Origin of the sequence: Ureibacillus sp. 179-F W5.1 NHS (assembly GCF_045369345.1) — a bacterium.
Classification (GTDB): domain Bacteria; phylum Bacillota; class Bacilli; order Bacillales_A; family Planococcaceae; genus Ureibacillus; species Ureibacillus halotolerans.
The window spans coordinates 109,193-122,744 of record NZ_JBIQFG010000006.1 but is presented as its reverse complement, the minus strand read 5'-3'; the positions used below and the strand labels follow the sequence as shown (position 1 = coordinate 122,744).

The window sequence follows — 13,552 nt, the reverse complement described above, 5'->3', positions numbered from 1 at the left end:
TTCTTTCTGTATAATTTTGTTGTGGTGACTTAATTTTATCAGAAGTGGTCCTTATTTTTTATTTAAAATAATCAAAGTCGGTGAAATTTTACTTATCGTAAAATTTCACCGGCTTTTCATTTCAGAGGTGGGTTTTGTCCCAGCCTCTTTTTTATATTCCTTATTCCGTCGATTCCTTTGACGCAAATTTAGCAACGGTATTAATTCGCTCCAACATTGGTGGATGCGTATAACGGAACAATTTCACTAATAATGGAGGATTCACTTCACTCAATCCTGCCTTTGCTAGGTTTTGGAATGTACTAACGGCAGCCTCAGGATCATCTGTTAACTCCATCGCATATTCATCTGCCCTCGTTTCTTGATAACGGGAAATATAATTGGAAATCGGATTAGATAAAAATAGTAAAAAGGATATTAACAATAGCATGAGCGGCAATGAATGGATGTCTTTCATATTGTCTATTTTTAATATCGTTCCAAATTTTCGTATTAACCATGGCATAATTTTAGAGATTAACCATAAGCCAATTAAAATCGAAAAGATATAGGAAGCCATACCGACATAAATATGCTTTTCAACGTAATGACCCATTTCATGCGCCATAATAAATAATATTTCTTCATCTGTTAAACTTTTTAACGTTGTATCCCATAAAACAATTCTTGAATTATCCCCTATCCCCGTCACATAAGCGTTCAATGAATTCGTTTTTTCGGACATGTTCACTTCAAAGACATGTTCTGACGGAATATCTGCTTTATCAGCAAGGGCTAATATTTTTTCTTCCAACTCTTTATCTTGGAGCGGGTAGAAATCATTATAAAGTGGATCAATCACAACCGGTTGAATATACATCATAAAAATCGCAAACGGAATGGTTAAAAGCCATGCATATAACCACCATCTCTTAGCACTTCTTCGTATTAACCAATATAAAACTAAAACAACGATTAAAGTTGTCCCAAAATTAATCCAAAAATCCAACACGTAATCCCTCATCCAAGATGCGAATGTTTGGGTACCGATGCCGTAATCTTTACTTAACCAATATCGATATAGATCGATTGGGTAAAAGACTACCGTCGTAAATAAATATAATAGAAACAAATAAGCACCATTTTGAATAACTTTCCACTTACCAACATCTGCCCATTTTTCAAACACCTTTGAAAGTCCCATAAATAAAATCAAAATATACATTAGCCATTCAAAGGGAGTCACTACAAAAAAGAGGAAGTTTCGGATTTTCGAATATTCATCACTTAAGTATAGTTCACGTTCGGTCATAAATGTTTGCGGATCCGCAACGGTTCCTTTAATCGCATCAGGTATACCGCCTGAACTAATATGAAATATGTAAAAATACATAGCCAAAGCGTAAACTGCATACAAAATAATTGCTGCAATTCCCCATTTTTTTGCCAATCTTTTTCACCTCAATTCATCTTCTTACTTTAGTGTAAGAAAAATTGGACAAGATAGAACTAATTATTTAAAACTTTTCCATTTATACAACGATTTTTCCTCCTAAAATAGAAGTTCACTATAGTATAAAAAAGAAGTTGTCCATTTTAGAACAACTTCTCATCAATTATTTATTTCGAATTAGTAAAAAAATAAAATACGGGGCCCCAATAAACGCCACAACTAGTCCAGCAGGGATCGTAGCGGATGATAAAAGTATTCTCCCTATCGTATCTGCTATAACTAATAATGTAGCACCAATTAAAAGAGCAACTGGTAAAAAATATTGATGTTTTGGCCCAATCAATTTTTTGGCAATATGGGGAGCCATTAATCCGATAAAGCTGATCGCACCTGTAACTGCAACAGCTGAACCAGCAAGGGCAACAGCTAGGAATAATAATAGCACTCGTTCCTTGTTTAAATTCACACCTAAGCCAATAGCTGTCGATTCCTTCATCGATAAAACATTTAAAACATTCACTTTATAAAATAGAATCGGTAAACAAAGAATGAACCATGGTAACAATGCCCAAAGGTAAGGCCAATCAATACCCCAAATGTTTCCTACGAGCCATTTTGAAATAAATTGAACATCCGCTCTTTCGGCTGTGGACATGAGTAACACCATTAAACCTGAAAGGGCAGTAGCAAATCCAACACCAACTAGAACAAGTTTGAAAGGTTGAATTCCTTGCCCCTTTTCAAAGCTAAATAAATAGATGCATCCTACTGTCAAAAGCGCTCCAAAAAAAGCAGCTATCGGCAACATAAATACATATTGTTGAAGGTTTGTACTCGCGAATAAATAAAATACGGTCACGCCGACTCCAGCCCCAGCGTTTACACCTATTACGCCAGGGTCAGCTAGATCATTCCGGGTAACACTTTGGAATATCGTACCAGCGGCTGCTAATGCGAGGCCTCCTAATGCTAATATAATGACACGGGGTAATCTAACTGAAAATAAAACGAATTCTTCTTTAAAAGTTCCCTGTCCTAAAAAAGTAGGAATAATTCTCGTAATAGATACGGAAGAAGCTCCCATAGAAATACCACAAAGGATAGCCGCAACAAATAAAAGGCAGAAGAAAATAAACCAAATCCGAAATTTCTTTCTATGAATATTAGCCAATTTCACGTCCCCCTTTTCGCACTAAAACTAAGAAGAACGGTAAACCGATTAAAGCGATTAAGGATACGGCTGGTGTTTCAAATGGGGCGTTTATAACTCGACTAATGAAATCAGTTAATGTCATAAAAGCACCACCAACGATAATACTCATCGGGATAATCAATCGGTAATCATGACCTACAATTGCTCGAACAATATGAGGAATAATTAAACCGACAAAGGCTAAGTTACCTATTAATGAAACGGCCCCTCCTGCTAAAATAACGACGACAACCATCATCACCGTTTTGATAAAGACTGTGTTTTGTCCTAATCCAACAGCAACCTCTTCATTTAAACTTAAAATCGTTAATTGTCTACTAATGAAAATGCCTACGATAAGACCTAAAGCAATAAATGGAACAATGAGTAATGACGTCCATGTTGTTCCAACTAATCCCCCAGCAGTCCACATCGATACATCTTTGGAAATTTCAAATAGTATTCCTACTCCATCAGCAATGGCTTGTAAAAAGGCGGTAACAGCTGCTCCTGCTAAAACAAGCTTCATAGGAGATAATCCGCCTTTTGTTGTCATACCAATACCGTATACGATGCTCATCCCAATGGCCGCTCCCATGAAACAGGCAAACATGATCATCAAATTGGAAGCAGATGGTATAAAGGCAAGGGTAATTGCCAGCATCATATTTGCACCTGAAGTTAAACCGAACAGTCCAGGATCGGCAATCGGGTTTCGCGTCATTCCTTGCATAATAGCACCCGCAACGGCAAGGGCGCTACCTACAAAAAAGGCAGCAATTGTTCGAGGAAATCTTATTTCTCTAAGTTCTGAATAATATTGTCCTTCTTCTTTCGCAACCATCGCATCCCATACATCACTTAAAGTTGTATGAGCAGCACCGTTCGTTATAGCTAAAAATGCAATGACAAACAAGATACAAACCGCTAAAAATAGTTTTACGAAAAAAGAAATTTTATGAGATGATTTCATCACATTACTTCTCTCTCTAATTAATTATTTCCTAAAAAAGATTCTTCAAAGAATGATAACTGGTAGTCCAATGAAAGGGCATCATTAAAGTAAAATCTTTGACCATCTGCTACAAAAGTGTGACCATTTTTCACTGCGTCAATTTCGTTATACCAATCTGCATCTACAAAGCTCGTATCTTGTCCTTCAGATACTAAGCTCATCACAATAAAATCCCCAGCATAATCCCCTAATACTTCTTGGGAGATGGCAAAATATCCTGGTTCTAAAGCGACATCTTGCACCTTTTGTGGCATTTTTAAGCCCATTGCTTGATAAAGTATTTCTGTACCACGGCCCCAATTATCACCGAATAAATAAAATTGTTTTTCATAGTTTTCCACAACGGTAACGGTAGCGTCTTCACCAATTTTAGCTTTTATTTTTTCACCTAAATCAGCTGCACGTTTTTTAAAATCTTCAACCCAAGCTGTAGCTTCTGCTTCTTTATTTACCGCTTTACCAACTTCAATATGTTGCTGCAAGTAGTCATACTCTCCATAAGTAAATAAAACCGTTGGTGCAATTTCTTTTAATTTATCAGCATTATTAATATTATCTAAGCCAATAATTAAATCTGGTTCTAATTCAATTATTTTTTCTAAATCTTCGTTTGAAACGACTGGTACATCTTTTAACTGTTCTTCAAAATTAGGATTATTCGCAGACCAAGAGTCAACACCTACAATATTTACTCCTAGTTGAATCAGATCCCCTGCATATGACGAAAGTACAACAACCCGTTCTGGATTGGCCGGTACTTCTATTGGACCTTTACTTGATTCATATATAATTGTATCTGAAGATGTTTCTGTTTGTTTTTTGTCTTCTGATGAATTTCCGGAATTCTTTTCCCCATCACTACCGCTGCAAGCAGCTAGAGCGAGTACTAAAACAGCAACTAAAGCTAACAACCATTTTTTCATTTTCTATTCTCCTTTAATTAAATCGTAAGTTAAACATATTGGTTTGTTTGTACGAGGATCTTTACCTATGACAGCGTCAATGTTAAACACTTCTTTTAAAACTTCAGTAGTCATTACTTCTTCCGGTGCACCTGCGCGAATAAGATGCCCTTGGGATAGGGCTAATATATAATCAGAAAATCTTGCGGCTTGATTCAAGTCGTGAAGCACCATAACAATTGTTCTACCTTCTTTAACATTCAACATATGTAACAGTTCGAGTACTTCCAATTGATGAGCCATATCTAAATAAGTTGTTGGTTCATCTAAAAAGATAATATCGGTTTCTTGAGCTAACGCCATCGCAATCCATACCCTTTGGCGTTGTCCACCAGATAGGGCATCTACTGCTTTATGTCGAAAATCCTTTGTCCCCGTCACTTCTAGTGCCCAATCGATCATTTCTTTATCCTTTGCCGATAAATTGCCAAATCCTTTTTGATAAGGGAATCTACCATAGGACACTAATTCTTCCACAAGTAAGCCTTGCGCACTTTCGGGACTTTGAGGTAAAATAGCGAGTTGTGTTGCTAATTCCTTCGTTTTCATTTTGCGAATGTTTTTTCCGTCCAGAACAACTTGGCCGCTTTCATGATTGATAATTCGTGTAATCGCCTTTAGTAAAGTTGACTTACCACAACCGTTCGCACCTATTATCGTCGTAATTTTCCCATCAGGAATCGCCATACTTATATCATGGACAATCGTTTGTTCATCATAACCTACACGAATATCCTCCACTTGCAAGCGCACTTTTCTTCACTCCTCTAAATCATGATATTGATAATCATTTTCAACTACGATATAATCATATTTACAGAACTATTAATTGTCAAACAAAATTTTTATTTTTTATATACCCTTCGAATGGAGCGAGAAGTATGAGTGAAATTTTCGATGTGACGATCATCGGTGGTGGCCCTGCTGGATTATATTCAACTTTTTATAGCGGATTGAGAAATATGAAAACAAAATTAATCGAATCTCAAGCCCAATTAGGTGGTAAAGTGTTACTATATCCAGAAAAAATGATATGGGATGTTGGAGGACAACCTCCGATAATGGGAGCACAATTTGTCATTCAATTGATTGAACAAGCGAAAACCTTTCAACCAACTATATTAACAAATACTAAGGTTGACTTTATTGATAAAAACGACAATAATCTTTTTATCATTTCAACCAATGATGGCCAAAAACATTATTCCAAATCAATTATTATGGCCAACGGTGGTGGAATTTACAATCCTCAAAAGTTAGACATCGAAGGTGCGGAGAAATTTGAAATGACTAATCTCCATTACACCGTCCCTTCCTTCAAATTATTTCAACATAAACGGGTATTAATTTCCGGTGGTGGGAATGGTGCAATCGATTGGGCGGTAGAAATGTTAGATATTGCGGATGAAATCATCGTTGTTTATCGAAAGGATCAATTAACTGCCCATGAAGCACAAGTTGCCCTATTACAATCGAATCCAAAAGTTACAATTTTACTAAATACAACGATTGAAAAGTTAATTGCCAATAAAGAAAAAACAAAAGTAAGTGAAGTGGTCTTGAAAAAGCACGATACGGTAGAAGAATTATATCAACCGATTGATCACATTATTGTAAGTCATGGATACAACCGGGATGCTTCTTTACAATTCTCCGATGAAACTTCTTTAAAGTTAAAAGATGATTATTATTATGAGGGCACTGCTACAGGCAAAACATCGAAGGAAGGAATTTTTGCCGCTGGTGACATTTTATCCTACGAAGGAAAAGTAAATTTATTAGTCGGTACGTTCCAGGATGCTGTAAATGCTGTAAATAGTGCAAAAGTTTATATTGATCCGTTAGCTAATAAATTTGAAATGGTTTCTTCCCATAATGAAAAATTCCAAGAAAAAAATCGACAAATTATTCAAGAAATGCTCGTTGAAAAATAATTAGACTACTAAATTAAAGCGGTTGTACCCTATATTAGGATAGCAACCGCTTTATTCGTAGAAATGAGTTCATACTCAAATTAAATTGATACAATTACAGGGTCTTCCCCTTTCGTATTCATTAATTTAATTTGAGTTGGTGTGATTTTTAAAATGGTCATCCTCGGATCATCCGGACCGCTAAACCACGACTTTAATACCCGGTTCCAAATCTTTTCTCGCATCGATTCATCCGTTGAAATCTCTACTTTTCCTTCAATTTCTAAATATTCATCCCCTAGCCCTTTCCCATCATATCCAATTAAAATATGTGTAAAAGGGTTTTTCGATAATTCGTCTACTTTATGGGTATCTTTACTAGTCACCGTATATAAAGTAAAAGAATCATTAAAAAACGTCATATATCGGGAATGGGGTTTATCTCCTTCAATCGTAGCCATCGTACCAACCATATTATCATCCAATATTTTAGTTGCCATTTCTTCTGGAGTCTTTGCCATATTGTTATCTCCTTTTTCCATACTTGTTTTTAGTATGGCTTCTTACACTTTCAATATCCTTGATTCTTTCAATTCTTCTACTTGCCATGTTTCTAAAAATTTAGAAGTTCTTTTCCGGCCTATATCAATTAATGCTTCTTTCGTTTCTTGATCAATATCAAACTGTGTAGCACTATAATTTTCCACTGGAATAAAAATAATATTTTTTTCATCTTTTCTTGAAATATAACGTTCGTCATGGGCATTTTTCATCGTTGTAAAAAGAGCTTCAAACAAATGAAAACCATTTTCAATTTCATGAGGTTCCATCTTTTCACTAGGATTACTAAGCTTCAATCCGATTAAAGGTCTTTCTTTATTGCCATTATCAAAAATCCATAGGGGGAAATTGCTTAAAACACCCCCGTCGACAAATATACTTTCTCCTTTGTTGTCCTTTAATTTGATTGGTTCGAAGAAAAAAGGAATACCACAGCTCATTCTTAACGCTTTTGAAACAGGGAACGTTTTCCAGTTAATGCCGTAAGAAGCTAAGTCATCGGGTATCACAATCATGCGACCGTTTGTTAAATCAGATGTTACTAATTTTAATGAACCCTTTGGCAGATCATTAAAAGTAATAATGCCCTTTGCGACCAACTTTTTGTAAAACCACTTTTCGAGTGCTTTTCCTTTATACAATCCCATTCGAAAGTAAAGGTTTAGCCATTTTAAAAAAGGAAGAGTACGAGCAAGTTTGGGAGGATCGAGAAGACCTTTTAAATCAAGATCGTCTAATATTTCTTCAATTTCGTTTGCTTGGTATCCCGCAGCAATAAAACAAGCCATAATCGCTCCAGCACTCGTTCCAGCAACTCGTTTGAAGCGATAATTTTGTTCTTCTAACACTTGTAATGCTCCGACATACGCAAATCCTTTAATCCCACCACCTGAGAATACTCCATCAATAAGCATAACTCTCCCCCTTTATTCATTCTTTATACATTATAAGAATGAAAAGAGAGATTTAGAACCTACTATAGCTTTTCCTTCTATATAAAAAAAGCATTTGGTATAAAAGGCACTACCTTTTAAATACCAAATACTTTTTCACCGTTACTTATTTAATCTGGATGGGTTTTGTTTATTATCACGTTCATTATTCTTTTGTTTTTGTTGTTGTTTTTTTGCATGGTCATTTTCTCCTATGACATCAAAATCATCAGGACTTAAATCAAAACCATGTCCGTACTCTTCACGATCCAACGTATTCTTTTTCTTTTTGGACAATTTCTTCACCTCCATCAAGCATAATTTGTACTTGTTACGGCTTAATTATGCTTTTAGAGACAAAAAAGCATGAGGTATAAAACTTCATACTTTTTTATTATTCATGATGCTCATGATGTTCTCTTTCTACTTCACTTGTTGTAAGAGATAGCAAATCAACGACTGTTGTAAAGGCAAGTAGAATAACAATCAATAAGGAAGTAATTGTCACCTTAGTAGGTATGCCTTTAAAGAAATTTTGAACATGATCTTTATTCCATAACCCTGCTGATATAATGCAACTTATCAAATATAAAGAAGTAAAAAATAATAGACTAATGATTTCATTTTCAGTTGTCATTATACTTAACATTGTACCCATCATCGATCCCATAAAAAGGGCACTTAGGCATTCTAAAACTATTTTTGTTGCCAGTTGATACGTCATGATACTAATGAATAAAAAGCTTAGTAATATCGCAATAATTGTTGAAAATACGATATCCGGTATCCAAAGGGCGACGAGAATGCCGATTAATGTACTTTTTGTCATTGCAACAAACATCGATAAACAACTTGTTAAATAATTTTCTTTATGTTGTCCTCGAAATAGCGAGCCTAATAATAAAGTAAACAAAACGATGCTTATCAAACTAACAAAGGCAATCAACTATTCACTCCATTCATACTCCTATAAACTGTCGCATGTAAATGAATTCAACTTAATGTATTCCTATTAAAAATGAAAAATACATATAAAAACCGCTAATTTCGAGACGAAATTAGCGGTCATCTTACATATCCATTAAAATATTATAATGTCTAATCTTATTTTGCAGCTGCGAATTTTTCAGCTACTACATCCCAGTTTACAACATTCCAGAATGCTGAAATGTAGTCAGGACGACGGTTTTGGTAGTTTAAGTAGTATGCATGTTCCCAAACGTCTAAGCCTAGGATTGGTGTTTTACCTTCCATAACTGGAGAGTCTTGGTTTGGAGTTGAAGTGATTGCTAATTCTCCACCATCAACTACTAACCATGCCCAACCTGAACCAAAACGGCCAGCTGCAGCTTTTGCGAATTCATCTTTGAAAGCATCTAAGCTACCGAATTTAGCGTCAATTGCAGAAGCTAATTCGCCAGTTGGTGTTGAAGATCCACCAGGAGTTAGGATTTCCCAGAATAATGAGTGGTTTGCATGTCCACCACCATTATTACGTACGGCTGTTTGTTTGTCAGCAGGTAGTGCATCGATATTTGAGATAAGGTCTAAAAGATCTTTACCAGCAAATTCAGTACCTTCAACTGCTGCGTTTAAGTTTGTTACGTATGTGTTATGGTGTTTAGTATGGTGAATTTCCATCGTTTTTGCATCGATATGTGGTTCTAATGCATCGTATGCGTAAGATAATTTTGGTAATTCATAAGCCATTGTGAATTTCCTCCCTCAAAATAAGTAATGTTGATTACATTTCTTAGGTTATCAAAATTGTGTAAACCATTCAATCATTTAACACTGAAGAATTACACATTTCAGCCTTTAGACGGAAATAATGGATTCTTTTAACTTCTATATTGCTATAAAATAGCGATGATAAAAATAACAATCATAATAATTTGAATGATACCTTTTGTCACCACTGATGTTAAAAATCCGACAAGGGACCCTACTCCAGCTCTCATTGCTTGTTTTAAATCCGTTTTTGTTACAACTAACTCACCAATCACTGCCCCTAAAAAAGGTCCAACTAAAATTCCGACAACTGGAATAATGAAAGGACCTACTAGTAATCCAATTGTACTTCCCCACATCCCTGCTTTTGTACCACCGAATTTTTTGACGCCTATTAAATTCGAAATGGAATCGGCAGCAAATAATAGAACAACAAATAAAATTTCTATTGTCCAAAATAACCAACCGAAATCTGCAAAGGAGTAAAATAATCCATATACTATAAATCCTAATAGTATAAATAGGACAGATGGAATAATCGGGTAAACTAAACCGACAAATGCAATAATGAAACTAGCAATAATTAATATCCATGCAACAATATCCAAAAATAACATCTCCTATCCAATTACTTATCCACATATACGTTGAAAAAAAGAAAAAGTTTCACGTTATAAGGAACAGAACTTTTCAATAAATTTCTTAACGGTTACTTTAAAGAATGTTTCAATTCATGGTAAACTCTCATATGGAGGAGAAATTATGGTTAAACACTCACAATTATTCATTGATAGTCTAATACATCCAAAAAAATTAGCAGCTTATAGATTATTAACAATTGGTAAAACTATTCAATATGTTTTTCTATTAATAGCTGTCATTTCAATCTTTTCGTTTTCTCAATTTTTATCAGGCGTTTCTGAAAGTATCTATAATATAGAAGGATTAACGGAATATGTCGAAGATATTCAATGGTTACTATATCCTTTTGCCTTTATATTACAGACGATTATGACAACGATTCTATTATTTGTAAAAATTAGCATTTATGCCTTTATTGGCGTTGTGTTACTAAAACTTATGAGTCGTCGAGGAGAATATCGTCATATGTGGCGAACTGCTGCACTAGCCATCACATGGGGGACTCTATTGACAATTCTATTTTCGATCATTCAATTATCCAATTCATTATCTACTTTAATAGAAGCAATCATTACTATTTTTATATTAGCTTTATCATCAATAAAATATCCTAAAATACCTAAAAAATAATAGGCATGAATCCCTCTTCTCTTCATATAGTGAGAGAAAGGAGGGATTTTTTTGAGATTTCTAATCTTTACGGTTGTCTTTTTTCTAGTTGCAACTGTTATTAAAATAGATTTAACAGAAGGCACTGTCCCATTAGCAGCATTCGATAAAAAAGAAGAACAGGCATGTAATGAACAAATTCAAATTAAAAGTATTTCCGTCGTAACAATCGAAGGAGATACTGTTCAAAGTTTATTAGCATCATACCCTTCGGAAGTTGAAATCTCACTTCCTGAGAAAATGGCACAATTTTATGAACTAAATCCCCATTTACAAAAACAAGCTATGGTTCCTGGAGAACTTATTAAAATACCAATCTATGATAAAATAGAGAATGACTGTAGAAAATAAAAAAGTAACGTTTCTTCCTTGTCGTACCTTCACTACACTGCTAAAATAATGTATGTGTGGTACGAGTGCATTAAGATACGTACCTCTAAAAGGAGAGAATCTTCATGAGTGAAATTATTCACCGTTCAAAAACGCGTCCAGTACGTGTAGGTAATTTAACGATTGGTGGTAGTAATGAACTATTCATCCAAAGTATGTGTACAACAAAAACACATGACGTAGAAGCAACTGTAGCAGAAATTTTACGTTTAGAAGAAGCGGGTTGTCAGATCGTTCGTGTCGCAGTACCTGATGAGCGTGCTGCCAATGCGATTGCTGATATTAAAAAACGTATTCATATTCCGTTAGTAGCGGATATTCATTTTAATTATAAGTTGGCTTTAATGGCCATTGAAAATGGGATTGATAAAGTACGTATCAATCCAGGTAACATCGGTCGCCGTGAAAAAGTAGAAGCCGTAGTAAATGCTGCAAAAGCAAAAGGAATTCCAATTCGAATTGGTGTTAACGCTGGTTCCCTAGAGCGCCATATTCTTGAAAAGTATGGGTACCCTACTGCGGATGGAATGGTTGAATCTGCATTACATCATATTAAAATTTTAGAAGACTTAGATTTCCATGATATTATCGTGTCGATGAAAGCTTCCGATGTAAACTTAGCAATTGAAGCTTACGAAAAAGCAGCTCAAGCTTTCGATTATCCATTACATTTAGGTATTACAGAATCAGGAACACTATTCGCTGGTACTGTTAAATCTGCCGCTGGACTTGGTGCTATTTTATCAAAAGGGATTGGTAATACTTTACGTATCTCTTTATCTGCTGATCCAGTTGAGGAAGTAAAAGTTGCCCGCGAATTATTAAAATCATTCGGACTTGCTTCGAATATGGCAACGTTAATTTCTTGTCCAACTTGCGGACGTATTGAAATCGACCTTATTTCCATTGCCAACGAAGTAGAAGAATATATTTCTAAACTAAATGTCCCTTTAAAAGTTGCCGTACTTGGTTGTGCTGTAAACGGTCCTGGTGAAGCCCGTGAAGCTGACATCGGAATTGCTGGTGCCCGCGGAGAAGGATTGCTATTTATGAAAGGAAAAACGGTTCGTAAAGTACCTGAAGAAACAATGGTAGAAGAACTGAAAAAAGAAATTGATAAATTAGCAGCTGAAATGGCTGAAGAACGAGCAAAAAAAGAAGCCGAATCATTAAGCTAGGAGGTTTCTATGACGTTCAAGCAAAAACCCCGTTTCGGGATTGATATTGATGGTACTGTTACAACGCCAGACACATTGATACCTCATATTAATGAACAATATAAAACGAATATCGTGTTAGATGACGTGATTGAATATGACTTTTTAAGTGCATTTCCTTACCCCGTAGACCGTAACGAATTTTCTAAATGGTTTAAGGAAAATGAAGCATATATGTATTCCGTTAGTGCTATCGCAAAGGATGCTCAAGCTATTTTAACGAATTGGCAGAAACAATATGAACTTTATTACATCTCAGCTCGCCATTCAGACGTATATGATGTTACCCATAAATGGTTTATTGACAACAAAGTACCCTTTCATCATATTGAATTAATAGGTAGTCATGACAAACTTATGGTAGCAAAAAAGCATAATGTGGATGTATTTTTTGAGGATAAGCATGATAATGCCGTGATGCTTGCAGAGGAACTCAATATACCGGTATTATTATTCGATACACCTTATAATCGAAAGCCTATTCCAACAAATGTGATTAGAATTTCTAATTGGAAAGAAGCCAATCATTGGATTCAAAAACACTTTTAAAATAAGTTGTCCCAAAAGTTTCGATAACGACTCTTTTGGGACATTTATTTTGTATAAGTCTTTTCTTGAAGAAGATTACATGTCATCTATACTTCAAGTATTCCCCTCTCCCAACGGTCAACGAAGGTTTCAAACGAAATGCCAAAACGATTATAAATATCATGATAAACAAAATAAATGCCTAATCTCTCCAGTATATCATCGTCAATTTTCATTCTACCTTCCCTTCTAGCAAATATTCATAACACAGCCTGTCTACCACTTACAAAACAAACAAAGCTTTCATTAAAATAAAAATTAGAACGAAATTTGGACGATTGAAATATAAAAAATAAAATATATAAACT

The 13,552-nt window shown here is 35.1% G+C and carries 17 protein-coding genes; 5 read left to right on the top strand and 12 right to left on the bottom strand.

Features of this window, described 5'->3' with window-relative positions; translation table 11 throughout:
• Positions 1-160: 160 nt before the first annotated feature.
• From ACH0B5_RS05180 to ACH0B5_RS05160, 5 genes are all read right to left on the bottom strand, one after another.
• The gene (locus tag ACH0B5_RS05180) at positions 161-1,429 is read right to left on the bottom strand and encodes a M48 family metallopeptidase (RefSeq protein WP_122972519.1); all 1,269 of its coding nucleotides are present in this window, start codon (positions 1,427-1,429) and stop codon (positions 161-163) included.
• A gap of 166 nt (positions 1,430-1,595) precedes the next feature.
• On the bottom strand, positions 1,596-2,603 hold the full coding sequence (locus ACH0B5_RS05175; protein WP_341362272.1) for a FecCD family ABC transporter permease: 1,008 nt from the start codon (positions 2,601-2,603) through the stop codon (positions 1,596-1,598).
• On the bottom strand, positions 2,596-3,597 hold the full coding sequence (locus tag ACH0B5_RS05170; RefSeq protein WP_406927493.1) for a FecCD family ABC transporter permease: 1,002 nt from the start codon (positions 3,595-3,597) through the stop codon (positions 2,596-2,598). Before ACH0B5_RS05170 ends, ACH0B5_RS05175 begins: the two co-directional genes overlap by 8 nt.
• 20 nt (positions 3,598-3,617) lie before the next feature.
• On the bottom strand, positions 3,618-4,562 hold the full coding sequence (locus tag ACH0B5_RS05165) for an iron-hydroxamate ABC transporter substrate-binding protein (protein WP_406927492.1): 945 nt from the start codon (positions 4,560-4,562) through the stop codon (positions 3,618-3,620).
• A 3-nt stretch (positions 4,563-4,565) separates the two neighbouring features.
• Positions 4,566-5,354, bottom strand: coding sequence for an ABC transporter ATP-binding protein (locus ACH0B5_RS05160; RefSeq protein ID WP_122972522.1), 789 nt, complete (start codon positions 5,352-5,354; stop codon positions 4,566-4,568).
• Between the two features lie 128 nt (positions 5,355-5,482).
• On the opposite strand from ACH0B5_RS05160, the gene ACH0B5_RS05155 reads away from it, so the two are divergent.
• Positions 5,483-6,535: an NAD(P)/FAD-dependent oxidoreductase gene (locus ACH0B5_RS05155; protein WP_122972523.1), complete on the top strand. Its 1,053-nt coding sequence runs from the start codon at positions 5,483-5,485 to the stop codon at positions 6,533-6,535.
• 80 nt (positions 6,536-6,615) lie between these two features.
• Here the strand turns inward: ACH0B5_RS05155 and ACH0B5_RS05150 are convergent, their stop codons facing one another.
• The 6 genes from ACH0B5_RS05150 to ACH0B5_RS05125 all read right to left on the bottom strand — a co-directional run bounded on the left by ACH0B5_RS05150 (position 6,616) and on the right by ACH0B5_RS05125 (position 10,346).
• Entirely contained in the window at positions 6,616-7,035 is a 420-nt protein-coding gene (locus tag ACH0B5_RS05150) for a pyridoxamine 5'-phosphate oxidase family protein (RefSeq protein WP_406927491.1), read from the bottom strand.
• Between the two features lie 42 nt (positions 7,036-7,077).
• Positions 7,078-7,989, bottom strand: a complete 912-nt coding sequence (locus tag ACH0B5_RS05145) for a patatin-like phospholipase family protein (RefSeq protein ID WP_406927490.1) — start codon at positions 7,987-7,989, stop codon at positions 7,078-7,080.
• A gap of 141 nt (positions 7,990-8,130) precedes the next feature.
• Positions 8,131-8,313, bottom strand: a complete 183-nt coding sequence (locus tag ACH0B5_RS05140; protein WP_241559332.1) for a hypothetical protein — start codon at positions 8,311-8,313, stop codon at positions 8,131-8,133.
• 88 nt (positions 8,314-8,401) lie between these two features.
• Positions 8,402-8,953, bottom strand: a complete 552-nt coding sequence (locus ACH0B5_RS05135) for a hypothetical protein (RefSeq protein ID WP_122972526.1) — start codon at positions 8,951-8,953, stop codon at positions 8,402-8,404.
• Positions 8,954-9,111: 158 nt separating this feature from the next.
• A complete protein-coding gene (locus ACH0B5_RS05130; protein ID WP_122972527.1) occupies positions 9,112-9,717 on the bottom strand; it encodes a superoxide dismutase in 606 nt (201 codons plus the stop codon).
• Between the two features lie 146 nt (positions 9,718-9,863).
• Positions 9,864-10,346, bottom strand: a complete 483-nt coding sequence (locus tag ACH0B5_RS05125; RefSeq protein ID WP_122972528.1) for a DUF456 domain-containing protein — start codon at positions 10,344-10,346, stop codon at positions 9,864-9,866.
• 154 nt (positions 10,347-10,500) lie between these two features.
• Between ACH0B5_RS05125 and ACH0B5_RS05120 the strand changes: the two genes are divergently transcribed.
• From ACH0B5_RS05120 to ACH0B5_RS05105, 4 genes are all read left to right on the top strand, one after another.
• Entirely contained in the window at positions 10,501-11,010 is a 510-nt protein-coding gene (locus tag ACH0B5_RS05120) for a DUF1189 family protein (protein ID WP_122972529.1), read from the top strand.
• A gap of 51 nt (positions 11,011-11,061) precedes the next feature.
• The gene (locus ACH0B5_RS05115) at positions 11,062-11,400 is read left to right on the top strand and encodes a hypothetical protein (RefSeq protein WP_122972530.1); all 339 of its coding nucleotides are present in this window, start codon (positions 11,062-11,064) and stop codon (positions 11,398-11,400) included.
• Between the two features lie 104 nt (positions 11,401-11,504).
• Complete coding sequence (ispG, locus tag ACH0B5_RS05110; RefSeq protein ID WP_122972531.1) at positions 11,505-12,617, top strand: flavodoxin-dependent (E)-4-hydroxy-3-methylbut-2-enyl-diphosphate synthase; 1,113 nt, start codon at positions 11,505-11,507, stop codon at positions 12,615-12,617.
• Between the two features lie 9 nt (positions 12,618-12,626).
• Entirely contained in the window at positions 12,627-13,205 is a 579-nt protein-coding gene (locus ACH0B5_RS05105; RefSeq protein ID WP_122972532.1) for a hypothetical protein, read from the top strand.
• An 86-nt stretch (positions 13,206-13,291) separates the two neighbouring features.
• Here ACH0B5_RS05105 and ACH0B5_RS05100 read toward each other — a convergent pair whose 3' ends face one another.
• Entirely contained in the window at positions 13,292-13,420 is a 129-nt protein-coding gene (locus ACH0B5_RS05100) for a hypothetical protein (RefSeq protein WP_263604292.1), read from the bottom strand.
• Positions 13,421-13,552 lie beyond the last annotated feature (132 nt).

Bases quoted from the DNA above. Each gene is read 5' to 3' on its own strand.
- ACH0B5_RS05170 (WP_406927493.1), bottom strand. From the start codon at position 3,597: ATGAAATCATCTCATAAAATTTCTTTTTTCGTAAAACTATTTTTAGCG.
- ACH0B5_RS05165 (WP_406927492.1), bottom strand. From the start codon at position 4,562: ATGAAAAAATGGTTGTTAGCTTTAGTTGCTGTTTTAGTACTCGCTCTA.
- ACH0B5_RS05155 (WP_122972523.1), top strand. From the start codon at position 5,483: ATGAGTGAAATTTTCGATGTGACGATCATCGGTGGTGGCCCTGCTGGA.
- ACH0B5_RS05150 (WP_406927491.1), bottom strand. From the start codon at position 7,035: ATGGCAAAGACTCCAGAAGAAATGGCAACTAAAATATTGGATGATAAT.
- ACH0B5_RS05145 (WP_406927490.1), bottom strand. From the start codon at position 7,989: ATGCTTATTGATGGAGTATTCTCAGGTGGTGGGATTAAAGGATTTGCG.
- ACH0B5_RS05130 (WP_122972527.1), bottom strand. From the start codon at position 9,717: ATGGCTTATGAATTACCAAAATTATCTTACGCATACGATGCATTAGAA.
- ACH0B5_RS05120 (WP_122972529.1), top strand. From the start codon at position 10,501: ATGGTTAAACACTCACAATTATTCATTGATAGTCTAATACATCCAAAA.
- ispG (WP_122972531.1), top strand. From the start codon at position 11,505: ATGAGTGAAATTATTCACCGTTCAAAAACGCGTCCAGTACGTGTAGGT.
- ACH0B5_RS05105 (WP_122972532.1), top strand. From the start codon at position 12,627: ATGACGTTCAAGCAAAAACCCCGTTTCGGGATTGATATTGATGGTACT.
- ACH0B5_RS05100 (WP_263604292.1), bottom strand. From the start codon at position 13,420: ATGAAAATTGACGATGATATACTGGAGAGATTAGGCATTTATTTTGTT.